We start from the raw sequence: 23723 nt of genomic DNA on the forward strand, positions 1-23723 counted from the left end.
GACCCCGCAGATCCCACCCCGGGCATCGCCATGGACCTGGGCTGGATCGGCCGTCCCCGGTGGGCCCCATTGACCTGCCGCGCCGGCATCCCGCTTCGCGGACACGGCAGCACCGTCACCTCCCCCCGCCCTCACCGAGCCGCTTCATCACTGACCGGCTCCGGAAACCGTCGGCACACGCTGCCCCCACACCTCAACGAAGCCACCCGAACCGCCCAGTTCCCGGCCGCCCTCGGCGGCGGGACACTGTACGGCAGCGACCTCACCGGCTTCCTGCACCTGCGCATGCGATCTGAGCAGCGCAACGAGGCGTGGCAGTTGGCGTTCTCCTCCGGCCCGCCCGAGCGTGCCCCGCCGCAGGCCCCGGTCCCGTCCTCCGGCTGATCAGCCAACCCCGCCCCGACCGCTTCCCTTGGTCGCCAGTCCACCGGCCGGCCCGGCGTCCTCGCCGGCCCGGCGGGCCTTCACGGCTGGCCGACGGACTGCGGCAGCGCCGCACTTCGTTGCCGAGCCACGTGAGGGTACGGCGCATGGCGCGATGGTTTGCAAAACGGTCCCCTTCCACTCCCACCGCTGGTCATGGATCCGCTGCAGCAGCTCGGCGAAAGCGTCACTCTCGAAAAAGAGGGCGTTGCACTCCAGCGGGATCCGCTTGTCGTTGATCACCACGGCGGGTGCACCGGGGCCGTCAGGATCCTTGGCCCCCCGGCCCGCTCGCAGGCCTTCCGGGAGGCGGTCACGAAGGCGCGGTACTTCACGGATGTCACGGCCGCGTCGAACGTAGGACTGCGCAGGCCCTTCACCGTGCCGGCCAGTTGACGCAAGTAGGTGCCAGCGCAGCCGTCGACGCTCTCCTCGGGCTGGTTGGCGTAGAGCACCTCGTGGTACTCCACGAACCCGCCCTCCTCCAGTGCGGCGCGCAGCGCGTTGACCGCCTTCTTCCACCCGTCGCCGCCGCCCCGCTCGCCCAGGAAGGAAGCCAGGGCGCACCCGGCTCTCGCCCGGCCATCGAGCATCGCCTGCCGCCGGTGCGGGCCGCCGCCGGTGGTCTCGAACTCCTGACAGTACGGGCAGCGGGGGTCCTCATACGGGTGCACCTTCACCTGCGCGTCGGGATCGCCGGCCGTGATGATGACACCGTCCGCACCGAGCTTCTCCGGCAGTTCCTCCTCGCTCGCGTACGCAGGAGAGGCTTGTGGCCCTCACTGCCCGCACCCCGCCGGCATCAGCACCACGCCCGCACACAGCACAGCCCACCACCCGCCCGCAGAGACTCCCCTGGCGCAGTCTCCGACCGGGCGGACGCCTCCCCCAGCCCTCACCGTCCGCGCTGGGCAGGAGCCGAGCGAGCGAGGACCAAAGCGGAGCGGACGTGGGGAACTGACCGCTGCAGTGCTCCTCAGCGAAGGCTGCGGTCTCCCCGTTCCTGTCCCGGCCGGCGGACCATCAGGCGGCGCGCACAGAGGAGCCGAGCCGCTGTCACGGCAGGTGCATGGGGCGCCGCATCCGGCGTGGAGAGCGGCGGACGCGAGAGTACCGGCGGACGCGGGCATCACGGTGTGGGCGGTGCCGTCGACGACGGGGCCGGGGCGGGCCACGGAGGCATGACCCGGCACACCCTGGAGGAGGAGACACCGGACCGCGGGCCCAACTGCCGGATCGCGGGGTTCGTGCGGAAGGAGGCCGCGGCCGTCAGTGCCCGCTCGGCCGGCGACAGCGGCCACAGCCGACCCCGCAAGGTGCCGTCGCCGCCCCGCTCCCGCACCGCCTAGACGAGTAGTTCCGATGTGGCTCAGTGGTCGTATGCGATCAGTGAGCGGGTGATGGGTGCGCCGATGGTGCGGTTGTGCCAGATGGCGCAGGTCATCGCCAGGATCCGCTGGGCCACTCGGACGCCGACGCCTTCGATGGTGCGTCCGCCGTGCTGTTCGAGGTCGAGCTGGCCCTTGAGGGTGTCGTTGACCGACTCGATCAGCTGCCGCACCGTCTTGAACAGGGACTCTCCTGGCCGTGGGGTGCCGCGGTTGCGGTAGGAGGGCCGCAGCAGGCTGATGCCGCGGGCGGCGAGGAAGCGGTCGAGTTCGGCGGCGATGTAGCCCTTGTCGGCCAGGATCAGCAGGCCGGGCCGGTCAGCGGCCAGGTACGGTTCATTGTCGATGAGTGCGGCCAGGACCTGTCGTTCGTCGCTCTTGGGGTCGGCCAGGGCCCAGGTGATGGGCAGTCCGGCCGGGGTGCACACCAGGTGCAGCTTCAGTCCCCAGTAGAAGCGGGAGTGGGAGCGGCAGTAGCCGTAGTTCGCCCAGCCGGCCAGGCCGGAGCGTTTGACGGTCTCACGCGAGCGGGCGCACTCGACGGGCGTGGAGTCCACAATCCACACATCGTCCAGCCACAGGTCACAGTCGGCGGCCAAGGACCGGATGGCTTGCTTGACCAGGCCCAGCGCGGCCCGCAGACGCTTGTTGTAGGCGGGCCGCTGGGGCAGGTAGGGGAACGGTCCGTGCAGGTGGGCGTGGGCGAAGCGCAACCAGCGGGCCTCGCAGTGGAAGCCCGGCATGGCCTGGGCCACGGCCAGGGTGACCAGTTCCGCGTCGGTCAGCCGGGGCGGCCGTCCGCGCCAGCGGGAGGTCTTCAAGCGGTCGTCGATGTGCACGTACAGTGCGGTCAAGAGGGTGTCTAACTCGGTCGTCACAACCCGATGTTGGACACCCTCCCTGCGTCCGTGAACCCCCGCATTCGGAACTACTCGTCTAGCACAGACACGCACACTGCGTCACCCGCAGCCCGGGGAAGGCCTCCATCCACCCACACCCACTCAGCCCTTCACCCCCCGGCCCCACGAGGGAAATGCCCGACTCACAGCCATGCGCACCACGCTTCAGGCGCCGTGCGGCGGATCATGTGACCGCGACGGCACCGGGTCAGTTCCCGCCGGCCGCACCGCGCCCGGTTGTGCGGCGTTTCCGGCCCTCGGGCCTGGGCAGGACCGCCAGCGCGGTGTCCGCGACGTTCCGCAGCGCCTGCGGGTCCAAGCCGGCCTTGCCCACCGCTTCGATGCCGCGGACCACCGTCAGCAGCAGTGCCGCCAGCCGCTCCGGATCCGCAGCGCTGTCGATGTCGCCGTGACGCTGGGCGGCGCTGATCTCCGTCCGCAGCAAGGCCAGCAGCGCCGTCATGGTCTCGGCCGACCGTCCGGCGACCGTCGGGTCGTGCTGGGCCAGTTCCGCCGCGCCCTTGGCCAGCAGGCACCCGCGGCGCTCGGTGTCGGAGGCGGTGTTCTCCGCCATCAGGTGTACGTATCCCGACAACCGGGCCAGGGCCTCCGCGTCCGGGCCCCCTGTCAGCCGGCCTTCGGCCACCTCGACGACCGCGGTGCACCAGTCGTCGAACACGCGGTGGAACAACGTGCCCTTGTCGCCGAACGCCCCATACAGACTGCCCTTGCCCAGGCCGGTCGCCCGGGCGATGTCGTCCATCCGGGTTCCCGCGTAGCCGGTCGCCCAGAACTGCTCCCGGGCCCGTTCCAGGACTTGGCGTTCGTCGAATGCGCGTGGTCTCGGCATGGTCTCAGGCTATTCGTTCTTGACTCGATCGTCCATTACTGCCTACGTTATGGACGATCCATTCCATAAATGAAGGGGGCCGCCATGCCGGGCGTACTGCGGGAGAAGACAGCCGTGATCACCGGAGGGACCAGCGGGATCGGGCTGGCCATCGCCCGCCGCTTCGTCCGGGAGGGCGCGCGGGTCTTCGTGACCGGCCGGGACAGCGATCGCCTCGAAGCGGCCGTCAAGGAACTGGGCCCTGCGGCCACCGGCGTACGATCCGACCTCTCGGTCCTGTCCGACCTGGACGCGCTCTACGCACGGGTCCGCGAGGAAGCCGGACGCATCGACGTGCTGGTGGCCAACGCGGGCATCGTCGCGGACGCCTCGCTCGGCGCCCACACCGAGGCGAACGTCGACCTGACGCTCGCCGTCAACATCAAGGGCACCCTCTTCACCGTGCAGAAGGCGCTGCCGCTGCTGGCGCAGAACGCCTCCGTCCTGGTCGTCGGCTCGAGCAACAGCGTGCGGCCCCATGCGCAACTCGAGGTCTACAGCGCCTCGAAAGCGGCGGTGAGCAACCTCGTGCACAACTGGGCCCGGCAATCGCGGGAACGCCGGTTCCGGGTCAATGTGCTCAGCCCCGGGCCCACGCGGACCCCCGGCCTCCTGCGCGCCGCAGGGCCGGACGCCGATCGGTTCGCCGAGGCCGTCGTGCCACTGGGGCGACTGGCCGACGCCGAGGAAATCGCCGAGGCCGCCCTCTTCCTGGCTTCGGACGCCTCGTCGTTCGTCACCGGCGCCGAACTCTTCGCCGACGGCGGCTACACCCGGGCCTGAACGACAGCCGGGGAACGCGGCCGGCCCCCTCACAGCAAAGGAGCGCACTCCGGGGCCGCACCCGCGCGTGAAAGGGCCCGGTGCGTCCGGAGACCAGACAGCACGCGGGACACACAGCGTGAAGAAGCTGCCCGACGGGGAACCAGGAAAGGACGCGGTGCTTCACCCCGTCCGACCGGCGGCAGGAGACCCTCACCGGCCCGCCGGACGCCCTGGCGGCCCCGGCCACGCCGTCCAGCCGGCCGCCGCCTTCCACCCCTGGGACCCGACCTCAGATCACCCGCCTCCACTGCACACAAAGCAAAATCGACATTGCGCAGGACAACATCCTCGCCGACGCCGAAGCCGTCGCGGTCATCGAGGAACAACGGCAGTCGCCGGGAAGACGCAGCCGCCCAGGCCCTCGGCCACCAGGCCGTCCGTCACGGCGCCAACATCCGCTTCAGCAAGACCGGCGCATCCTCGCCGAACCCGCCGGCGGGGACCGGCACTAGAGCGAATGCTCCAGCGTGACGGAGAGCCGGCGGAAGCCGTTGCGTTCATAGAAGTTGATCGCTCCGGAATTGCCCGCATACGCCGTGACCTCGGCCTTCGCGGCGCCGCACTCCTTCGCCCAGGCGAAGAACGCATCAGCCAGCCGGGCACCGAGGCCGCTGCCACGAAGCTCGGGCCGCACGAACATACTCACCAACGTTGCGATCTTCACCAGCCTCATCGCCGAGGGCTCCGCAACACCCCCCGTCAGACACCCCACGATCACCCCACCGCGGTCGGCCACCAGCACCAGCCGGTCCGGTTCCTGAATGGCCTGCGCGAACCGATCCGGACCGTGTTCACGCGGCCAGTCCACGTTGACCGTGTCATCCCGGGTTCCGGCATCCTCGGCAAAGAGGCCGGCACTGCACTCCACCAGGCCGGGAATGTCCGCGGCCACCGCACGGCGAACCGTGATCTCCATCTCACGATCACTCATGGATGGCGAGAGTACCCGCAGCATCCGACAACCACCCCGCAAACCCCGCCAGCTCCCTGGGGCCAGGGACATGGGCTTCACGCCCTCAGCGTGACGGGAAGAACCGAAGATTACGTCATCGTCGACATTTTGACCGACCTTGCCATGCCCGCTGTGTTTTGACGTCAACCAGGGGCCTGCGGTGGGACGGTGGAGTGCGCTTTCGCCGCAGCGGGCTATCTGTTCTTGCTGCGGCTGTCGTACTCCGGCAAGGCCGTGCACCAGGTGTTCGCCACCTGCGGCCAGGAGGCATGCTGGAGGGCCACGTGCACCCCCACTCACACCGGGGCATCGAACCGTTCCACTGCCGGCCCGATATCGAGGGCACCCACGAGAAGGGCGGGGGCGAGAGGCAGACCATGCCACTTTCACCGCAATCACTCTGTCCCCGTGATTGATCAGCGAGACAAGGACGATGAGGCCCGCAAGCTCCGGGTGCTGCTGCACGCCGACGACCTCATCGTCTACGACGGACGTACAGGTCGTCACCCGGCACGAGCGCCTCGACGACCGGCGCGAGTCCCGCCTGGTCCTGGACCACTGCCTCGACGCCCTGCAGCGCAAGCCAGGTGCCTTTCCCAGGTCGACCGCTCTGAAGCACCCCTCCCAGAGAGGCGCATCACTCCTGTCCACAACGAGTGGCGGGCCACGGAAAACGCCGCGCACAGCGACGCAGCCGACACTCGCGCGTTCATCAAAGCACTGCCGGCAAGGCGCATGGACCACCAGCAGGCCGCGGCCGGCCTCACCGCCGCCCACCGAGCCGGGACCCTCACCACGGACACGATCCGCGTTCGAAGCGGGCCCCGGCACGAATAAGGGGGACGAGGTGGGGTGCGTTCACGACCCGCCACCGCTGCTGGGCGGACTCGACGAGCTTGAAGACCATGGCCAGGGCGACGGTCGGGAGCCGGCCCCGCGCGCGACCGAGTGGAGGGCTTCGCTGTGGCGGCGTCAACGGGCCTTCTACTGGCCACCATTACAGTCATGAAGAATCCCAGACAAGTGAGCGAACCGCCCGCCCGCTCTCCCCTTACCGCGTCGACCCCGTTCGTCCGACTGACTTTCTACAGACACACCCTCACTATTACGAACCGGCTCTGACCACTGTCCTGGGAGCGCACCAACCGCATCCCTCTGCGCGAGGCGACGGCCATCGAGCCGCGAGCACGAAACAAGTTCCCCGGTGTGGACGGAACTAGGACGGTGCACTACTACCGTGTGCTTCGCTGCTGGAACGGTGAGCGGGATTCACGAAACGCACGGGGCATAATCGACGCACAGGGAACCGGGGCGCCCACCGGCCCGGCGCACTGGGATGCCGAATTTCAGGCCAATGTCGGCCACGGGCTGCGCACACCGTACCCGTTGACCGAGGACCCCCGCCTCGACAACCGCACCCTGCTTCCCAGCTAGGGCTTTGCAGAAAACCGGCTCGTACGTACTCCACGAGCTGCGCATCCGCGAAGGCACCCCCCTTGAGCGGCACCGCTTCCTGCATGAACCACCCATGCCCCAGTCTCCACGGCGACCGGACTCTTCCGCTTCACTGCTCACCCCCTACCCAGCAAGGTCGTTGCGAAGTTCGAGAACGCCGAACCTCCGGATACATGGCCCCCTTCAGCCAACAAACCTTGTGCAGATGGCATTTCGCGAGCAGGTCGGTCCATAGATCAAGAACGCACGGTTCACTCACCGAGGAAGAGTTCTTCAATCCTCATGTCGAAGAGCTTGGCGAGACGGAAAGCAAGGGGCAGGCTTGGGTCGAACCTCCCTGTTTCGATGGCGTTGATCGTCTGCCTTGACACGCCGGCACGCTGAGCCAGATCGGCCTGCGTCCAGCCCCGTTCAGCGCGAAGGTCCGTGATGCGGTTCTTCATCGGTATCGGATCTTGCCGACCACGAAGACGACCACGAAGACGACTCCCATGAGCGCGGGGAGGACTGCGATATCGACGTCGCGGGCGACGAGGCCGGCGTCATCCGTAACGACATAGGCGAATCCGAGGATCCAGCCCACACCGAGGGTGACCGCCAGCGCATCCTGCAGGATCTTCCGTTGCAGCTCATCGAGCGCGCGGAGAAAGCGCGTGAAGGCGACGATCCAGCCGATGCCGACGGCGAGATTGACGGCAACGGCGGCCCAGCCCGCCACCTTCTGTGGCGTATCCCATAAGAGCTGCGGGCCGAACTTGGCCAGGGCAAGGGTTGCCACCCAGGCGAATGTCCAGAGCACCAGCCGAGCGCTCGTCTTGATCTCGTTATGCGTTTGCACGGGTGTCACCCCCGGGCGCGATGTCAAGGACACTTGACACGGTATGGAGCATCACACCTCGATGTCAAGTGTGCTTGACATCGAGTGCCGTCTGGTCAGCCATACTGATTAGAAGCCGGTGACGACGCGGGGGCGGCGTTGACCAACCGACTCGGTGAAGACCACGAAGTGCATCCCGCCGTGGGCGCTGATCGCGGACATCCCGTTCACGAGGACCCGGTTCCCGGCGCGACGGACGACCCGAGTCTTCCCCTACGCACTCCAAGGTGCGGCCGGTGACCGGGGCGGCGAAGAGGACCCCACCGTTCTACGCCTTTGCCTTGGTCCGGATCGCCGGCCAGGTCTCCTCGCGCCAGGCGCGGACCGCCTCGTATCGTGCTCGACGGCCGCTTCGAAGAAGGCACGGGCGGAGCCCGGGCGTCAGTTCAGGCGTAGGACGCGGCGGACGCCCTCGTGGCGGTTGAAGCCGTCGCTGCGCTCGTTGGGGCGGACCGTTACGGAGCCGTCGGGCAGGCAGTAGCCGACGATGCCGTAGCTGATCGTGGCGTTGGCCGTGTTGGGGTCCGGGGAGGGGGGCTGGTAGCGGCCGGGCGGGTAGCACGGGAAGCGGGTCTTCCACTGGATGGTGAGGGTTTCGGCCGGGTTACCCACGAACGGCTCGGTGCTCCGGCCGTCGGCCGGCGGGAGTCCCACCAGGCGGCGCATCGCCTGCCAGGCCAGGTACTGGGGAACGGTGATCGAGCCGATGTGCCGTCCTTCGGGGCGGTGCACGGTCTCGTCCTCCTCGCGCACCCGCTCCCGTTGCTCCGCCAGGTAGCGGCGGGTGTATTTCAATCCCCTGCCCTCCGGTTCCGGTTCGTCGGAGTCGTCGAGGACCAGTCCGACGAGCCAATCGGCCTGCTGACCGTCGTCGTGCTGCACCACGTGGCGGACCCGTTCGGCCTCGACCGCCGCTGTGTGGACGGCGGGGAGACCCCTGGCCGCGTGCAGCCGGTCGGCGAGTCGCTGCCACACGGTGAGGTGCCGTTCCGGCGGGTCGAAGGGGTACCGGTAAGGGTTCCTGGGGACCGTGTCGACCACAACCGCCGGATGCGTGGTCGCGAGCAGCTCCCGGAACGCACGCCAGCCCCCCAGATGCCGGACGCTCGGCGCCATGACCAGATCGTCGCGGTGCCCGGCGTCGGCACGCTCCTCGAGCCACTGCCGGACACCGGGCGCGAGCAGGGCCTCTACGTCCTCCCGCCCCGGCATGTCATGCACCGGCAACCCCAGACCGCGCAGCGCCTCCCCGTAGACCGCGTACTGCGCGTCCAGACGGGCCCGCAACCCCTCCCCTTCGCCGTTCACCTGTCTCCTCTCCCCCGCCGCCCGGCTTCCGGCGCCGGTCGCGCCGACCGGTCCTTACCCATCGGCGGCCTGGTCTGCACGGAGCAGACGGCGCATTGTCCGGCCGCGCCTCGGCCCGGCAGGGCGCGGGACGCCCCCGGCACGGCCAACGACCGGACGGCGAGGCGCAACTGCCCCGCCCCCGGTCGGCCACCGTCGCACGGACGCGCTGGTAGCTGCCCTGGTAGCCGCGCGGCACGATCTCCTCCCAGGCCTTCCAGACATGGATGATGCGCTCGTCCCGGCGGTCGTCCCGGTGGGGCTTGTGGTCGGCGAACCGGTGTCCGGTCGGCCAAGGTGAACCGGACAGTTCTTCTTCCGGGGCGTGTTCTGGCTCGGGTTCGGGGGTGGCCGGGACAAGGGGCCGCTGGCAGCGGCGGTGCTGGGCTACGGTCCGCTCGGCGGCCTTGGTCGGGTGGTGCCGCAGATGCCGCCGGTCCACGATTTGGGCGGCCTGCGGAGCGTGGGTGGAAGTGCCCTGGGCGGCACACGACTTCGGTGCCCGGCTGGTCGGCGGGCCCGGCCTCCAGGCTGGACGGCTCCCGGGCAGGCAGCCAATCGGCAGGGCAGCGGGGCTCGGTGTCGAACAGGTCGGTGCCGTGGTGGCGATTCCTTGGGCGTGGCGTGTTCGTCGAACGCCGACGCTCGCGGCGCGGGGATCTCGGATTCGGGAAGGGTGTTCACCCGTCGGAGCACCGTGCTGCGGCTGTCGGATGCCCCGGGAACGCGGACGATGCGGGCCCCGGACTGCCCCGCGTGGGCCGGGCCGACAGCAGCCAGGGAGGAGTTCAGTCGCTCGGCCTTCTGACCGTGCCGGCGTGTCGGGCCGGGTAGCTGCTCGAAGAGGGTACGGCGTGCGCGGACGGAGTTTTCACAGCTGAACCGGCGGGCTCTCAGCGGGAGACCAACGCAGCGGCGGGGAGCCGATGGCAGGAACCGAGAACCCGAACTGTCAGGCCAAGCGTCCTGTCCGCGGATGATTCTCGGGCGACTTCGCCTACGGATCGAACCGGGGAGGCGGCTCAACGCGCAGCGGCGTCGATGACTATTGCGCGAAGTCGTGCTCGGCACTCGTCGACGAAGGCGGGGAAGGTGTGCCAGTAGTAGGAGATTCCGCTGACGCCCACCGCGACGGCCCAGGCACGGGCGCGGGCCCAGGTCGCATCGTCGAGGTTCAGGGTGTCCCGGTAGCTCTGTCGGGCTTGTGGCGGCAGGTCCCAGATGGTGGAGTGTTCGGCGTCGGGAAAGCCGACCGAGAGTCCTCCGAAGTCGATGACTGCGTGGAGTTTGCCTTCCCTGGTCAGGAGGTTGGTTGGTTTGAGGTCTCCGTGGAGCCATACGTGAGGCCCGGATGGCTCGGCCGGCGTGAGTGCAGATCGCCACAACTGTTCCAGAAGGTCAACGTCGAGTTCGGCGCCCACGGTGGTTCGGCAGTCGTCGAGACACCTGCTGACCCATGGGTCGCACGGCCCCAAGCTGCCTCCGCGGTACCAGCTGAGGTCGTCTGCCCGAGTCGCTCCCATGAGGTCGGTGCCGTGGAGTTCTCTCACGACCGCAGCCAGGTCGGCTCCGAAGGCCGACCAGTCCTGGACGGTGTCCGGACCGGCTTCCTCACCGTCGATCCAGCGGTAGACCGACCAGACCAGAGGGAAGTCGTTGGTGGGCGTCCCGGCGTGGACGGGCTCGGGAATCGGGCATGCGAGGAAGGGGGCAAGGCGCGGAAGCCATTCCTGCTCTTTCCGCACGGACCGCCCCTTGTCGGCGGTGCGTGGAAGTCTCACCAGCAGGTCGTCGCCCAGCCGGTACATGGTGTTGTCCGTGCCTGCGCCGGCGGGTGACAACGGCAGGTGAGCCCACTCTGGGCGCTGCGCCTTCAGCAGTGACCGGACCACCGTCTCGTCGACCGGAATCTCATCCTCGTGAAGCGCCACGTCGGAAATCTCACCGCAAGCGGGACAGGTACGCCAGTGACTTTTGGGGTCTGGCGCAGGTCTCGGAGAGCGATCGCGGGACGTCACCGCAGCAGCGTCGTGTTGCGGGGCAGGGCGATTCTGCGTTGACGGTGCGCTCCCGGCTCCCGGTTCCCATTCACAAGCGCGTTCGAGGCGCCCGCTTTCTGGCCGCCGTAGACTTGGCACGGCCCCATGCGACCAGCCCGTATTCGCCTGCCTGCCTATCCGGTCCTGCCTGGGGTCGCGGGCCGCATCGCGGAGGCGTCCATCCATCACCGAGCCGGAGGTCAACCGGTCTTCATGGGCCTTGTCAACACGCTTGAACATCCGCGCGCGTTCACCGGTCCACGCTTCCTGCTGCGTACCGCTCGCCTCCTTCTTGCCCGCTGAGTAGCCCGCCCCTTCAGGAGAACAGTGACCAGATGGTCCGCAGCCCTCACTCACGCCGGTATCCGCAGCCCGCAACTTCGTGAGGACTACGACGCTCAGCGCCGGCTCGTCAGGCGGTTCGATCGTCACGCCTACCTCGCCGCGCGGCTACTGCTCCCCTCGCGCTTTCACCCGCTGGTCGTTGCCGCCGTCGCTTTCATGCATCACACGGACGAGCTGATCGACTCCGGGGACGTGAACACCCGCCAGGAGACCCTTCGTTCCTGGAGCCACCAGGTGACGGAGGCCCTGCATCAGGGCTCCGACAAATCCGTGCTCAGGGCCCTGGCCGATACCGTGCGACGCAGTCAGCACATGGCCGACCGGGTGCGGGATTTCCTCGACGGAGCGACAGTCGAGGCAGCCTGGACCGGATTTCGTACGGAGGACGACTTCCAGGCCTATGTGCGGAGGTACTCCCTGCCCGCTTTGATGCTCACAGCCTCACTCTTCGCCCCGCCTCCCGGGTCCGGCCGGGACGCACCCTTTCACCAGGGCTGTCTGAAACTGATCGAGGCCTGGCAGCGCATCGATCACCTCGCGGACCTGCGTGAGGACGCCGAGAACGACAAGATCGGCATCCCGCTTCTCTCCCTCGCCGAGTACGGGTTGAAACCGGAGGACCTCCGGAGGCGACCGTCCGCTGATCCGGCGGTCAGCCTGCTGGTCAGGGCCCAAGCCGATCTCGCCGGCCATGCGCTCGGTGAGTGCCGGACACTCCCGGACCTGGTCGAAGACGAGTTCCGGCCGTTCGTAAGGACTCTTATCTCCATGCAGGAGCTGCGCCTGGAGGCGCTGCGGCGCGCGGGCGGCGCCGTACTCGAAGAAGACGAAGTGCGACCGTCTGCTGTGGCCGCTGTCCGGGTTCTGGCTCGCCAAACTGCCGTGGCTTGGCGGATGCGTCGGCGCTGAGCGCGGCCTTCCGTTCAACGCGGGGCCGTCCCGGACGAACGGAAGTTGGTGAGCCAGTGTGGACGGTCGCGCAATTCGGCTCTGTCGGCGGTCTCGCGCGTTCGGCGGATCAGTAGCGGTGGCCGGGCCAGTGCGGGTCCTCCCAGCGGTCGGGACCGGTGACCCCGAGCAGCCGTATCCGGTGCAGCAGTTCTTCGGATACGCCGATGGCTCGTAGCCGTGTCGGAGCATGGCGAACGAGCCAGAGTGTCAGCTCGGCGCGCATCTCTTCCTCATTCTCCCAAACGCTCCAGGGCAGTTGGTCACCGAGCAGGTCGTATTCCCATTCTGTCGCCGCTTCGGCCAGGTGCTGGTCGGCCGCGGGTCCGGTCAGTGCCTCCCAGGTGTGGAGCCACGGGCTCAGCGTGCCAGATGCCTCGGCGCACAGGATGAGGACCTGGTAAGCGGGTACGGCGGGATCCGGCTCGGTGAGCGTGTGCGCCCACCAGGCGTGCAGGAACTCCTCGACTGCCGCGGCCTGTTCAGCAGGCCACTGCTGCCAGTGGCCGAGTGCGAACGAGCGCCCGACTCTTTCCATGCCGAAGAGGGGCTCGATGAGCCCGTGGACGAGGGCCGTGGCGAACTGGGGCAGAATCCTGCGGAGAACGGACGCGTGGTCGCTCCAGTCGATGGCCTCCCATGTGCGCCGCAGGAGGTCGGGGTCCAGCTCTGTGTCCGCCACCTTGAGCTGGGCAAGATCTTCCGCGCTGCCCCAGTGGCAGTCGCAGTTGTGCTCGTCGGGGTGGGCGGTCATCCCCCGGAAGGTGACTGACAGGTCATCCAGTGCGCCGTCGAGGCGAAGTCGGGCACGGGATCGGTCGAGTTTCGTCATGGACGTACGCCTTCGAGGACTCCGGGAGTTGGCACCGCCCGAAGATCGCTAACTTACCTGGTCGGGCCCCAGCGCGCCAACAGAATGACACGGGCTGTGAACGATGCGTCCGCGGAGGGGGTGAGGTTGGCCCGGCCGAAGCCCATGCGCTTGGGGGCTCAGCTCTGGTCACGCCTCCCTCGACCTGGCCAGAGTTCCGAAAAAACGCGGTCCATCCATGATCGGGTCTGCTTGGATCGCGGTATGAGCAACGGCGACGTGCGGCAGATCGGGATCCTGTTGTTCCCGGACGTGGAGGAGTTGGACGCGGTCGGTCCCTGGGAGGTCCTGTCGTACTGGACGCGGGTCTTCCCTGACGACGGATGGGCGGTGTTCTGCTTCTCCGCCGACGGCAAGCCCGTCACCTGTGCGAAAGGACTCACGGTCGGATCGCACTACTCCATGGACGACATGCCCGCGCTGGACGTCCTGCTGTATCCCGGCGGTCGGGGAACCCGGCCTCGGCTGGCCGACAGTCAGCATCTGGAGTGGGTGCGCCGTCAGCGCCGGTCGGTTCCGCTGATGACGAGCGTGTGTACCGGTTCGCTGGTCTTCGCCGCGGCAGGCCTGCTGGCCGGGCGTCCGGCCACCACCCATTGGGGCGCGTTGGAACGGCTCAAGGAACTCGACCCGACCATCGATGTGCGGGCCGACGAGCGGTTCGTCGATGACGGTGACATGGTCACCTCCGCCGGGGTCTCGGCCGGCATCGACATGGCCCTCCACCTTGTCGCCCGGCTGTCATCTCCGGAACGCGCGCGTCAGGTGCGCCGCGGCATTCAGTACGATCCGCAGCCACCGGTGTGACCTGGCCGCTTCGGCGACGATCAGTCGGGCAGGCCGCGCTCGCTGAGCCGTCCTTGCCGGCCGCGGCCTCGGCCGGAGCGCGGGGTGTTACCTGCCTCTGACCGCGGAGGGTTTCGGTCCGGCGTCGTAGGTCGGCGTGGACGTGGAGATGTCGGGACAGGCGTCGGTGGTGCGGGCGGGCGTGCAGTCGGCGGGCCGGGCCTCCAGGACGGTGATCTCCAGGCGCATGCCGCGGATCTCGGCGTTTCGTTGTTCGAGCCGGACGTTGGCCTTGCTCATCGGCTCGACAGTCCTGTGGGGGGCGGCGACCGGGAACACCGTTGCCGGGGACCGCGTTCGACGAAGCGACCGGGAATGTCCCACGGCGCCGGGGCCGGGTGACCGGCCTGTCCGGCACGTGGGTCATGGGGTGGGTCAAGTGCGGTTCGTCGGACGATGGGCACATGGATCGCCGGTCCGGTGCCTCCGCCGTCCGCCCTCCGGCACCGCGACGGGCATCATGTGTCGGACCGAGTCGGCAGGAGGAGCAGCGTGAGCCATACCAGCGACACCCGATCCGTGGACGGTGCAGCGCAGAAGGGCCGGGAGAGCCCACTGCACCGGCTGGTGCGCTACATCCCCCTGGTCGCGCCCGTCCTGCTGTGGGGCGTGCCCTGCTGGGTGCTGTTGCACTCCGGGCAGCACTGGCCGCTGCCCGTCACGTTGGCCGGCACCGCCCTGTTCGTCCTCGGTCTGATCGGTATGCCGCTCGCGATGGTGCGTGGTCATGGTCGGCGGCAGCAGGACGGGGCGGCGATCGCCGGCGCCACCCTGCTGGGGAGCAGCTGGGTCCTGTTCACCTGGTCCGTTCTGCTCGGCGTGCTGCTGCGGCCGGCCCTGGGCGTGGCCGGTGTCGGGGACGGCCAGGACCGGGCCCGCATCGTGACCTGGGCCGTTCTCGGCGTGACCGCCGTGCTGCTCGCCTGGGGGTACGTCGAGGCCCGTCGCGTGCCACGCGTACGTGAACTGGACGTGCGGCTCCCGCGCCTGGGAGCCGGGCTCGACGGCACCCGTGTCGTCCTCATCACCGACACGCACTACGGGCCCCTCGACCGCGTCCGCTGGTCGGCACGGGTCTGTGAGGTGGTGAACACCCTGGAAGCCGATCTCGTCTGCCACGCCGGCGACATCGCGGACGGTACCGCCGAGCGCCGTCGTGACCAGGCCGCCCCGCTGGGCACCGTGCGGGCCGGCCGGGCCCGGGTCTACGTCACCGGCAACCACGAGTACTACAGCGAGGCCCAGGGTTGGGTGGACCTGATGGACGAGCTGGGCTGGGAACCGCTGCGCAACCGCCATCTGCTGCTCGAACGCGGTGGCGACACCCTCGTGGTCGCCGGCGTGGACGACGTCACGGCCGAATCCTCCGGGCTGGCGGGCCACCGCGCGCATCTCGCCGGGGCCCTGGACGGTGCCGACCCCGATCTCCCCGTGCTGCTCCTGGCTCACCAGCCCAAGTTCGTCGACCGGGCGGCCGCCGCCGGCATCGACCTGCAACTCTCCGGCCACACCCACGGCGGCCAGATCTGGCCCTTCCACCACCTGGTCCGCATCGACCAGCCCGTCGTCGCCGGCCTCAGCCACCACGGCGCCCGGACCCTGCTCTACACCAGTCGCGGCACCGGCTTCTGGGGCCCGCCCTTCCGCATCTTCGCGCCCAGCGAGATCACCCTGCTCGTGCTCCGCTCGCCCCAGCAGCCTGCGGCTTCCGCAGACCGGGCACAGGAGCGTTCGCTCCGCGCGGTCCACGAACCAGGGGGCGCGTCCTCGCACGGTGAGGTCTGACCTTGAACATGATCGTTACGAAGCCTGGAGGGCAGGGCATGGCCATCAACCGGCCCGGACAGCCCGGTGACTTGCCGTCGCCGCGGGTGCTGTGGGCGCGCTGGGCGCTCATCGGCGTCCTGGAGGCCACCACGGCCGGGGAGCGGAAGGGCCGCCACCGCACGGGCACCTGGGTGGACGGCGAAGGTCTCCGTCTGGACGATTCCGGCTGCACGTGGTGGGGTTTCGAGCAGCGCGGCGAAGGCCGGTACGTGCTCTACGGCGAGGACGAGTCGAGCGGCGTCAAATGGCACCGGCCCCCGGTCGACATGCTCGCCGGCGCTCCCGACTGGCTCCCCCACGAGCGGTTGAGGGACCTGCTGAACGGCTGGGAGCTGGGCTGTGTCTACTGGTTCGAGAACGGTGCCTGGGCGCGTGCTCCGTATCCGGAAACCCTGGGCGACGACGGGCTCGACTGTGGTGTGGGCCGCTTCGTCGACAGGAAGGAGGTGCTCATGACGATCGCCGACGAGGACCACGGAGGCATGTCGGCCGTCGACGCCGAGACGTTGCTGGACCACGCCGAGGGCTACCGGCTGACACCTGACCTCCTGATGTCCTTGGTCACCGTGCCCGAGTGGCGGGAGCCGGAGCGGCCCGCCATGGCCAGGGCACTGGAGCGCGCGGGCCTGAACCGGGCGTAGAGGGCGACGGACTGCTCCTTGTACTGGAGGGGTTCCCCGGTGGGGGGAGGTCGCCGTCGAGGTGGATGCCGGCAAGGGCAGGCGGGCGGCCCGGGTTTGGGAGCGGCATCGGTACGAGACACTCCCGACCGTTCCGCCGTGTTCCGCGCACGGTTCCCGGGGCAGGCCCGCGCGGGCCTCACGGTCGTGAACCGTGAGGCCCGCGGAAGCGGGGTGCCCCGTCCGGGGGTTGTCGACTTCGGTCAGTCGGCCGGGATCAGGGCGACCTCGGCGCTGCCCGAGAGGGGCGGCAGGCCGTCGGGGGGTGTGTCGGTGTAGGTGGCGTTGAAGACTGCCCTCAGATTGTCCGCGCCGGCGTGGCCGCCGTCCACGAAGGTCACGAACGATCCGGAGCAGCCGGTGCTGGAGGACAGCGGGTGGCCGTGGGTGTCGTGGCCGAGGATGAAGGAGACGGTGACCTTCGAGCAGTCGACCGGCTGGTCGTCGGTGACGGTGACCTCCCAGGTGACGGTGTCGCCCCAGTGGAACGGCGTGCCGCCGTGCGGGGCCGGGTCGGTGGTGAGGGAGACGACCGGCGCCTTGTTGCCGACCACGACGGGAACGGACACGGAGGCCGAGCGGCCGGTGCTGTCGGTGACCTTCAGGGTGGCGTCGTAGACGCCGTTCTTGTCGAAGGTGTGCGTCGGGTTCGCCTTCCTGGAGTCGACGGTGCCGTCGGCGTCGAAGTCCCAGGCGTAGCGCAGGGCGTCGCCGTCGGCGTCCCGTGTGCCGGCGCTGGAGAACTGGACCGTCAGCGGGCTGGTGCCGTTGGTCACGTCAGCGGCGGCCTTGGGCTCCGGGGTGCGGTTGCCCCGGGTGAAGTCGATGCGGGAGAGCTGTGCCTCGGGCAGTTCGGCGAAGTATCCGGTGCCGTACTCCAGGACGTACAGCGCGCCGTCCGGGCCGAATTCGACGTCGATCGGGCCGTCCGTCGTGATCGAGGGGATGGCGTCCTCGATCTTCCGGATCTCGTTGTGCTTGCCGAGGGTGATGGCCTTCATCTGGTCGCGGGTCCACTCGTAGAAGAGCGGCTTGCCGTCGAAGTAGGCGGGCCAGCGGTTCTGGGCCTTGTTCCGCTTGTCGTAGTGGTAGGCGGGGCCGCCCATCGGGCCGATGCCGCCCGTGCCGAGTTCGGGGAACTCTTCGGAGAGCCCGTAGCCGTAGACGATCTCCGCGTCCTCGACCGGCGGCAGTACGCTCCGGCCGGTGTTGTGGCGCGAGTCGTTGACCGGCTTCGCGCAGTCGAACGGGCCGCTGGAGGTCTGGGTGGCGAAGTCGTAGTCCTGGTACGGCTGGTCCTGGGTCACGCAGAACGGCCAGCCGTAGTTGGCGGGGCGGTCGATGACCATCCAGCGGCCCTGGCCGGCCGGGCCCCGGCCGGGGTTGGCGGTGCGGGCGTCCGGTGAGTAGTCGCCGACGTAGAGCTCGCCGGTCCTGTCGTCCACCCCGAAGCGGAACGGGTTGCGCAGGCCCATGGCGTAGATCTCGGGGCGGGTCTTCGGGGTGCCCCGGGTGAAGAGGTTGCCCTTGGGGATCGCGTAGCCGCCGTTCTGCTTGACCTTGATGCGCAGGACCTTGCCGCGCAGGTCGTTGGTGTTGCCCGCGGTGCGCCGGGCGTCATAGGCGGGGTTGCGGTCGGGGCGGTCGTCGATGGGTGTGTAGCCGTCGGAGGAGAACGGGTTGGAGTCGTCGCCGGTCGACAGGAACAGGTTGCCCTTGCGATCGAAGTCGATCTTTCCTCCGACGTGGCAGCAGATGCCGCGGTCGGCCGGCACGTCGAGGATCTTCTGCTCGGTGCCGTAGGCGAGCTTGTTGCCCACGAGCTTGAAACGCGACAGCCGGGTGACGCCCTTGTACTTGGCGAAGTCCGCGGGGGTGCCGAACTGCGGTGCGTCGCCTTCGTTGACGCCCGGGGTGGCCGGGTCGTCCACGGGGGTGTTCAGGCGGGGCGAGTAGTAGAGGTAGACCCAGCGGTTCTTGGCGAAGTCGGGGTCCACGGCGATGCCCTGGACGCCCTCTTCGTCGTGCTGGTAGAGCCCGGCGGGGCTCTTCTTCATGTCGGCGGCGAGGAAGTTGACGCCGCTCCTGGGATCGTGGATGCGGATCTCTCCGGTGCGCGCGGTGTGCAGCACGCGCCGGTCGGGCAGCACGGCGAGGGCCATGGGCTCGCCCGGGCGGTCGTTGAGGGTGACCTTCTGGAAGTCCGACGGGTCCGGGGGTGTGGAATCCGGTCGGGCGGCTTGCGCTGCGGAGAGGGGCAGGAGGCCGACGGCTCCGGCGAGCACAGCCGCTCCCACGAGGGTGACGATCCGTCTGTTGCGCACTCAGAACTCCTCTGGTCCGGTCGGCGGCACCAAGGACCCGGGGGCGTGGCCCGGGTGGCCGCTGCAGAGTGACATCGGGTGAAGGACCCGTGCGGTTAGGGGTGTTCGGGGCGGTTTGGGGCATGCTCGGTTGGCCTGCCCGCTTCAAGTCGGCGAGCCGGTAACGCGGGTGACGTAGTGTCAGGCGTGGCGGGGGCGCAGCGCCGCCAGGTTCTTGTAGCCGATCCGGGCGAACTCCAGGGACTGGCCGGGGGCGGTCGTGCTCGGGGCGTTGTCCTGCTCGACCATCGGGTTGTGGTAGTTCTTCGCGCCCACCCGGGTGAAGAACTTCCGGTAGTCGATGTCGCCCGTGCCGAACGGCACCATGTCGTAGCCCAGGCCGCTCTCGGGGTTGACCACGCCGTCCTTCGCGTGGAAGAGAGGGAAGCGCTTGGTGTTGCGTACGACGAGACCGGCCGGGTCGAAGACCCGTTCCCGCTGGGCGCCGTCGTGGGCGGTGTAGGTGTGGAACTTGTACTGGGCCACGTGGGCCCAGAAGACGTCCAGCTCCAGGTAGACGTTCCTGCGGTCCGTGACCCGCAGGAAGTACTCCAGCTTTCTGATGCCGGAACTTCGGGTCGGGCGGCCCTGGTCGTCGAGCGGACCGCCGTCGAGCAGGAAGTCGTAGGCGCTGTCGTGGTTGTGGGTGTAGAGCTTCACTCCCTCGCAGCGGGCGATGGCGCCCATGGTGTTCCACTTCTCCGCGGCGACGTCCCAATCGGCCCGGTAGGGGCTGTTGGTGGGATCGCCGCCGGTGCCCATGTGGTCCATGCCGAGGATGTTGGCTATCTCCAGGAAGCGCTTGAAGGTGTCCAGGTCTGCCCGAGTCAGCGGCCAGGAGGGCGGGATGAAGCCGTGGCTGCCCTGCGCCCGCAGCCCGTACTCGTCGAGCCAGGAGCGCATCAGCTTCGCGCCCTTGACGGTGCCGAGGTCCCCGCCGCCGGGCGCGTTGGCGTGCTGGCCGTAGCCGGCGAACTCCACCTGGCGGTAGCCGAAGCGTGCCAACTGCCGGAAGACCTCCCGGAAGCCGGAGGGGAGGTCAGAGGCGAGCGGGTCGCGGGCGATCGCATCGCGGACGGTGTAGAGGATGATGCCGCGCTTGTGCGGCGGCACCAGGGCTGAGCGGCCCCGGTCGGCGCCGGCGGCCTCCATGCCGTCCTGCGCCAGTGCGGGAGCGGCGCCGACCACCGGTGCGGCGATCGCCCCGGCCGTGACGGCCGTGCAAGTGCTGAGGAAGCGGCGGCGGTTGATGCCGAGCGTGCGGCGCAGGGCGTCGCCGGTGACGGCTTCGTCGTTGAACGCGGTCACGGTGTGTCTCGCTTTCTGTTGTCGCGGTGCTGCGGGTGCCTGCCGGTGGCCGCCTCGACGGAGGACAGCCCGCCGCAGCAAGGACTTCACATCGGTGGCCGCTGTGCGGCCGGACACTGCTCGGGGGCGAAACCAGGACGGGCGGACCTTGGTCGTCGTTCGCGGGGAGGTGGTCGCTTCGTTGGGGACGGCATCGTTGGAGACGGCTTCGGCCGCGGCCCGGGGGGCCGCTGTGCGGTGGGCGTCGTTACGGCATGCGAGTGGGCGGCGAAGAGAAGTGCGGGGCGCCAGCGGGCTGTTGGCCCTGTGCTGGGCGCGGCTGTCCTTCGTGGGGCGGTCGAGCGGGCGGTGAGCCCGTACGGCCGGAATGCGCTGTCAGTCTCAAAACCACTGTGTGGCGCCTGTATACGAAGGGGACCGTAGCCCGGTTCGTCCCCGGTGGATAGCCCTCGCGCAAGGAATCGGGCGAACTTTTTCCCGGACCAGGACAAAGGCGAGGGCCGTCTGGCCTCCGAGCGCGCCGCCGACCACACCACGGCCACCGTGCTCGCCGCGTTCACGCCTCCCGGCAGACCCGTGCCCGATACGGGCAGCGGTTCGTGACGGCTGCGGCACGGGCATCTGACACCGCGCTCAGCAGCGAGTCGGCCCGGTCACTTCCCCTCTGCGCGGACGCGTTGCGCGACGCCCGTGGTCAGCTCCTGCGCATGGTCCTCAAGGTTCCACTTGCCGTCGCGGAAGGCGTGGTTGCTGATCCAGAAGACGAGGACGCCGTCGCGCAGGGACCGGGCGAGAAGCCCCAGTGACCAGTCGTTTCCGCCGTCGTGCCAGGCGAGAGGGCCGTCGGGAGTGTCGTGGATGCTCCAGCCGTACCCGTAGGAGTTCTCCGATCCCGGCTCCGGTACGCGGGGTTCGAAGAGCTTCTCCCTGGCCCGTGCCGGGAGGATCTCGTCGCCCAGGAGCGCGCGGTGCCAGCGGAACATGTCCTGCGCGGTGGAGAGCATGCCGCCGTTGCCGCGCAGGTTCCAGTACGGCCCGTCGTCGGCCCAGGGGTGGTCGAAGGGCCTGCCCCGGCCGCGCCCCTTGCTGTCGTACTCCACGGCGACGAGGTGCCGCGGCCAGCGGGGCAGGACGTATCCGGTGTGTTCCATTCCGGCCGGGGTGAACAGGTGCCGGTTCAGGAACCCTTCGTACGTCTCCCCCGACGCCTTCTCCACGATCGCGGCGAGCAGGCTGTAGCCGGTGTTGGAGTAGAGGTACTTCTTGCCCGGTGCGGACCGCAGTGTCGATGACATGGCCCGGCGCACCAACTCCGCCCGCGATACCGGGTCGTAGTCGTCGCCGAGGCCTTCGACCAGGCCGGACGTGTGGGTGAGCAGGTGCTCGACGGTGATGCCGCGCTTGTCCTCGGGCAGGGGCCGCCCGTCTGCGAGGAAACGGCTGATCGGATCGCTCACCCGGAGCCGGCCCATCACTTCCAGCTTCACGATCGCGGCCGCGGTGAACTGCTTCGTCATCGACATGACGTCGTACACGGTCCGGCAGCTCGCGGGGGTGCGGGCGGCGCGGTCCGCCGCTCCGAATCCGCCGCAGTGGACGAGGTGGTCGCCGCGCGCGGCGACCACGGTGCCGCTGGGACCGGGGGGCAGGGTGCGGCGGAGGAAGTCGGCGACCGACTCTCCGTCGCGGTTCTGGGGTTTCGGCGAGCGCGCCGTCGGCCCCCCGGCACCGGATCCTTCGGTGCATCCGCCGAGCAGCAGCACCACACCGAGGGCGCCGGCGACGGCCGTACGGCGGCGGTGACGAGACACAGGGGTACCCACATGACCTCCAACGTCGGGAATCCGTCCCGACGTTGACCGCCACGCTTGCCCTACCTCAAGCCGATATGGTGTTCGAGCTTGTGCGAGCCCGTGTACGTCCAGGTCAACCAGGGGGAACCACGATGACCACCACCGCACCTCCCACACCGCCGGACACCGACGCGGTCGCCTTCGTGGCGGCGCTGCGACGCCTCAAGGCGTGGTCGGGCCTCAGCTACCGCCAGTTGGAGCGCCGGGCGACACAGGCGGGCCATTCCCTGCCCTACTCCACGGCGGCGACCATGCTCGGCCGGGACCGGCTGCCCCGCCAGGAGTTGGTCGCCGCGTTCGTGGCAGCCTGCGGGCTCCGGGCGGACCAGGCGCAGGCGTGGCTGGACGCACGCGTGACCATTGCGTGCGGCGGGCCCGCCGAGGCCACGCCCACGGCGCGGAACAGGTCGTTCGGGCGGCCCGGCCGGGCGCTCGCCGGGGCCGTGGCGCTCGTCGGCGTGCTCCTTGCCGGGGCGTCGGCGGCCGGCGCCTTCACCGACGACGTGGAGGTCGAACGGACGCGGACCTCGCTTCACCTGCCCCGCTCCTGACCGGCGCCGGCCGACGAACGGGGGGGGAGCTACGGGCGGGGTGGGGCGAGGGTGCAACGGCGGGTTGGCGGTGGGGCGTTGCCCGGTGGCCTGGTTGATGACGCCGTCGCGGAGTCTGACGTTGCGGTTCCGGGAGGCCCGGCCGAGCACCTGGAAGGCCCGTTCGGCGGTGCAGCGCTGCCGGCCCATGGTGATGTCCAGGGCCTTGTCGATGAGGGTGCGGGAAGCCGAGGGCGGTCTGGAGGTCCGTCCTCGCTGAACCGGGCGTGACGGGAGATCTTCCGGGCGATGTCCCGCTCGCCCGCGCCGCGTTGATCGGGAGGCGGTGGAGGGGGCACGGGCCGGTCTTCGGGGTGCGGCCGGGTGGCTGGTGGAGGGCAGGTAGCCGCGCGTGGGCGGGTGATGCACTGCGCGCCCGGCCGTCGTCGGGGCCGTGATTGCCCGGCACGGTCTTCACGCTCTGCCCTTTGTCGGCTACCGTCCGGGATGAGCGTGGTCAGGCAGCGGCCCGTCCCGGACTGCACGCTGCCTGGAGCCGATCATGTTCTTTCCCTTGCCGACCTACCGGGTGGCCGGGATGCGGGTCATTGAGGTGCACGAAGCCCTCGACCTCGCCAGTTCCCCGCGTGTGCTGGGCGAGTTGGAGCGCCTGGTGCGGACCGGCGGCGACGCGGGCGTGGTGGTTGACCTGCACACTGCCTGTCTGACGTCCACCGGCGTCGAGGCCCTGGAACACCTCGCGGAGGTAGCGGCCCGCCGTCGGCGCAGGCTGCGCATCGCGGCCCGTCGCCCGCTGACCCGCCGGGTGCTGTCGATCACCGGCGCCGACCAGGTCCTGGCGGTCCACCCCGATCTGGCCGGCGCACTGGGCCGGTCCTGAACCCGCAGCACCTCCCGGCCGACCGCCCAGGGCGGAACTCCCGCCCGTCCCGGGCGTCGGGCCGGGCCCGAGAAGGGCGGTGGGAACGGGGAGCCTCGCCGCCCGCCCCCGCCCGGGGCCGCTGCCACGCCGACGGCGGTGGCCCCGGGTGGGTCTT

The 23723-nt window shown here is 69.6% G+C and carries 21 protein-coding genes and 3 pseudogenes; 9 read left to right on the top strand and 15 right to left on the bottom strand.

The window, feature by feature from the left end; genetic code table 11:
* Positions 1-384: pseudogene (locus ICC28_RS11770) on the top strand (hypothetical protein); the annotation flags it as partial.
* A gap of 278 nt (positions 385-662) precedes the next feature.
* Here the strand turns inward: ICC28_RS11770 and ICC28_RS40460 are convergent.
* Positions 663-1097 (bottom strand): DsbA family protein, encoded by a 435-nt coding sequence (locus ICC28_RS40460; protein ID WP_317453996.1) that lies wholly within the window; start codon positions 1095-1097, stop codon positions 663-665.
* A 507-nt stretch (positions 1098-1604) separates the two neighbouring features.
* On the opposite strand from ICC28_RS40460, the gene ICC28_RS11780 reads away from it, so the two are divergent.
* Entirely contained in the window at positions 1605-1772 is a 168-nt protein-coding gene (locus ICC28_RS11780; RefSeq protein ID WP_188288440.1) for a hypothetical protein, read from the top strand.
* A gap of 20 nt (positions 1773-1792) precedes the next feature.
* Here ICC28_RS11780 and ICC28_RS11785 read toward each other — a convergent pair whose 3' ends face one another.
* Both ICC28_RS11785 and ICC28_RS11790 read right to left on the bottom strand, forming a co-directional pair.
* Entirely contained in the window at positions 1793-2689 is an 897-nt protein-coding gene (locus tag ICC28_RS11785) for an IS982 family transposase (RefSeq protein ID WP_188288441.1), read from the bottom strand.
* Positions 2690-2918: 229 nt separating this feature from the next.
* Positions 2919-3560 (bottom strand): TetR/AcrR family transcriptional regulator, encoded by a 642-nt coding sequence (locus ICC28_RS11790; protein WP_188288442.1) that lies wholly within the window; start codon positions 3558-3560, stop codon positions 2919-2921.
* Between the two features lie 84 nt (positions 3561-3644).
* Between ICC28_RS11790 and ICC28_RS11795 the strand changes: the two genes are divergently transcribed.
* Positions 3645-4382: an SDR family NAD(P)-dependent oxidoreductase gene (locus ICC28_RS11795; RefSeq protein ID WP_188288443.1), complete on the top strand. Its 738-nt coding sequence runs from the start codon at positions 3645-3647 to the stop codon at positions 4380-4382.
* A gap of 490 nt (positions 4383-4872) precedes the next feature.
* Here ICC28_RS11795 and ICC28_RS11800 read toward each other — a convergent pair whose 3' ends face one another.
* The 6 genes and pseudogenes from ICC28_RS11800 to ICC28_RS11825 all read right to left on the bottom strand — a co-directional run bounded on the left by ICC28_RS11800 (position 4873) and on the right by ICC28_RS11825 (position 10986).
* Entirely contained in the window at positions 4873-5355 is a 483-nt protein-coding gene (locus ICC28_RS11800; protein WP_188288444.1) for a GNAT family N-acetyltransferase, read from the bottom strand.
* Positions 5356-6166: 811 nt separating this feature from the next.
* Positions 6167-6321: pseudogene (locus ICC28_RS41470) on the bottom strand (IS256 family transposase); the annotation flags it as partial.
* A 761-nt stretch (positions 6322-7082) separates the two neighbouring features.
* A complete protein-coding gene (locus tag ICC28_RS11805) occupies positions 7083-7274 on the bottom strand; it encodes a helix-turn-helix transcriptional regulator (protein ID WP_188288445.1) in 192 nt (63 codons plus the stop codon).
* Positions 7271-7669: a hypothetical protein gene (locus ICC28_RS11810; protein ID WP_188288446.1), complete on the bottom strand. Its 399-nt coding sequence runs from the start codon at positions 7667-7669 to the stop codon at positions 7271-7273. The genes ICC28_RS11805 and ICC28_RS11810 overlap by 4 nt, the downstream gene beginning before the upstream one ends.
* Before the next feature lie 420 nt (positions 7670-8089).
* Complete coding sequence (locus ICC28_RS11820; protein WP_188288447.1) at positions 8090-9016, bottom strand: hypothetical protein; 927 nt, start codon at positions 9014-9016, stop codon at positions 8090-8092.
* 1061 nt (positions 9017-10077) lie between these two features.
* On the bottom strand, positions 10078-10986 hold the full coding sequence (locus tag ICC28_RS11825; protein ID WP_188288448.1) for an aminoglycoside phosphotransferase family protein: 909 nt from the start codon (positions 10984-10986) through the stop codon (positions 10078-10080).
* A gap of 435 nt (positions 10987-11421) precedes the next feature.
* Between ICC28_RS11825 and ICC28_RS11830 the strand changes: the two genes are divergently transcribed.
* The gene (locus tag ICC28_RS11830; RefSeq protein WP_188288449.1) at positions 11422-12348 is read left to right on the top strand and encodes a phytoene/squalene synthase family protein; all 927 of its coding nucleotides are present in this window, start codon (positions 11422-11424) and stop codon (positions 12346-12348) included.
* Between the two features lie 109 nt (positions 12349-12457).
* Here ICC28_RS11830 and ICC28_RS11835 read toward each other — a convergent pair whose 3' ends face one another.
* Positions 12458-13141: a hypothetical protein gene (locus ICC28_RS11835; RefSeq protein ID WP_223188735.1), complete on the bottom strand. Its 684-nt coding sequence runs from the start codon at positions 13139-13141 to the stop codon at positions 12458-12460.
* A gap of 321 nt (positions 13142-13462) precedes the next feature.
* On the opposite strand from ICC28_RS11835, the gene ICC28_RS11840 reads away from it, so the two are divergent.
* Positions 13463-14065 (top strand): DJ-1/PfpI family protein, encoded by a 603-nt coding sequence (locus ICC28_RS11840; RefSeq protein WP_223188736.1) that lies wholly within the window; start codon positions 13463-13465, stop codon positions 14063-14065.
* An 87-nt stretch (positions 14066-14152) separates the two neighbouring features.
* Here ICC28_RS11840 and ICC28_RS11845 read toward each other — a convergent pair whose 3' ends face one another.
* Positions 14153-14344 (bottom strand): hypothetical protein, encoded by a 192-nt coding sequence (locus tag ICC28_RS11845; RefSeq protein WP_188288451.1) that lies wholly within the window; start codon positions 14342-14344, stop codon positions 14153-14155.
* A 252-nt stretch (positions 14345-14596) separates the two neighbouring features.
* Here ICC28_RS11845 and ICC28_RS11850 point away from each other — a divergent pair, with 252 nt between their 5' ends.
* Entirely contained in the window at positions 14597-15889 is a 1293-nt protein-coding gene (locus tag ICC28_RS11850; RefSeq protein WP_188288452.1) for a metallophosphoesterase, read from the top strand.
* A 38-nt stretch (positions 15890-15927) separates the two neighbouring features.
* On the top strand, positions 15928-16572 hold the full coding sequence (locus tag ICC28_RS11855) for a hypothetical protein (RefSeq protein WP_188288453.1): 645 nt from the start codon (positions 15928-15930) through the stop codon (positions 16570-16572).
* Between the two features lie 242 nt (positions 16573-16814).
* Here ICC28_RS11855 and ICC28_RS11860 read toward each other — a convergent pair whose 3' ends face one another.
* From ICC28_RS11860 to ICC28_RS11870, 3 genes are all read right to left on the bottom strand, one after another.
* Positions 16815-18935: a PQQ-dependent sugar dehydrogenase gene (locus tag ICC28_RS11860; protein ID WP_188288454.1), complete on the bottom strand. Its 2121-nt coding sequence runs from the start codon at positions 18933-18935 to the stop codon at positions 16815-16817.
* 180 nt (positions 18936-19115) lie between these two features.
* Positions 19116-20282, bottom strand: coding sequence for a sugar phosphate isomerase/epimerase family protein (locus ICC28_RS11865; RefSeq protein ID WP_188288455.1), 1167 nt, complete (start codon positions 20280-20282; stop codon positions 19116-19118).
* 653 nt (positions 20283-20935) lie between these two features.
* Positions 20936-22093 carry a serine hydrolase domain-containing protein gene (locus ICC28_RS11870; protein ID WP_317453997.1) on the bottom strand — a complete coding sequence of 386 codons (1158 nt, stop codon included), beginning with the start codon at positions 22091-22093 and terminating at the stop codon, positions 20936-20938.
* Positions 22094-22227: 134 nt separating this feature from the next.
* Here ICC28_RS11870 and ICC28_RS11875 point away from each other — a divergent pair, with 134 nt between their 5' ends.
* Complete coding sequence (locus ICC28_RS11875) at positions 22228-22686, top strand: hypothetical protein (RefSeq protein ID WP_188288456.1); 459 nt, start codon at positions 22228-22230, stop codon at positions 22684-22686.
* 117 nt (positions 22687-22803) lie between these two features.
* Here the strand turns inward: ICC28_RS11875 and ICC28_RS40465 are convergent.
* Positions 22804-23094 (bottom strand): annotated as a pseudogene (locus tag ICC28_RS40465) (ANTAR domain-containing protein); the annotation flags it as partial.
* Between the two features lie 133 nt (positions 23095-23227).
* On the opposite strand from ICC28_RS40465, the gene ICC28_RS11885 reads away from it, so the two are divergent.
* Positions 23228-23566 (top strand): STAS domain-containing protein, encoded by a 339-nt coding sequence (locus ICC28_RS11885; RefSeq protein ID WP_188288457.1) that lies wholly within the window; start codon positions 23228-23230, stop codon positions 23564-23566.
* The last annotated feature ends 157 nt before the right edge of the window (positions 23567-23723 follow it).

The sequence above is a fragment of the Streptomyces sp. TRM68416 genome (genome assembly GCF_014596915.1).
Classification (GTDB): domain Bacteria; phylum Actinomycetota; class Actinomycetes; order Streptomycetales; family Streptomycetaceae; genus Streptomyces.

Coding starts and splice junctions, on each gene's coding strand:
- ICC28_RS11855 (WP_188288453.1), top strand. CDS start 15,928: ATGGCCATCAACCGGCCCGGACAGCCCGGTGACTTGCCGTCGCCGCGG.
- ICC28_RS11800 (WP_188288444.1), bottom strand. CDS start 5,355: ATGAGTGATCGTGAGATGGAGATCACGGTTCGCCGTGCGGTGGCCGCG.
- ICC28_RS11885 (WP_188288457.1), top strand. CDS start 23,228: ATGTTCTTTCCCTTGCCGACCTACCGGGTGGCCGGGATGCGGGTCATT.
- ICC28_RS11875 (WP_188288456.1), top strand. CDS start 22,228: ATGACCACCACCGCACCTCCCACACCGCCGGACACCGACGCGGTCGCC.
- ICC28_RS11840 (WP_223188736.1), top strand. CDS start 13,463: ATGAGCAACGGCGACGTGCGGCAGATCGGGATCCTGTTGTTCCCGGAC.
- ICC28_RS11780 (WP_188288440.1), top strand. CDS start 1,605: ATGACCCGGCACACCCTGGAGGAGGAGACACCGGACCGCGGGCCCAAC.
- ICC28_RS11790 (WP_188288442.1), bottom strand. CDS start 3,560: ATGCCGAGACCACGCGCATTCGACGAACGCCAAGTCCTGGAACGGGCC.
- ICC28_RS11845 (WP_188288451.1), bottom strand. CDS start 14,344: ATGAGCAAGGCCAACGTCCGGCTCGAACAACGAAACGCCGAGATCCGC.
- ICC28_RS11835 (WP_223188735.1), bottom strand. CDS start 13,141: ATGACCGCCCACCCCGACGAGCACAACTGCGACTGCCACTGGGGCAGC.
- ICC28_RS11795 (WP_188288443.1), top strand. CDS start 3,645: ATGCCGGGCGTACTGCGGGAGAAGACAGCCGTGATCACCGGAGGGACC.
- ICC28_RS11805 (WP_188288445.1), bottom strand. CDS start 7,274: ATGAAGAACCGCATCACGGACCTTCGCGCTGAACGGGGCTGGACGCAG.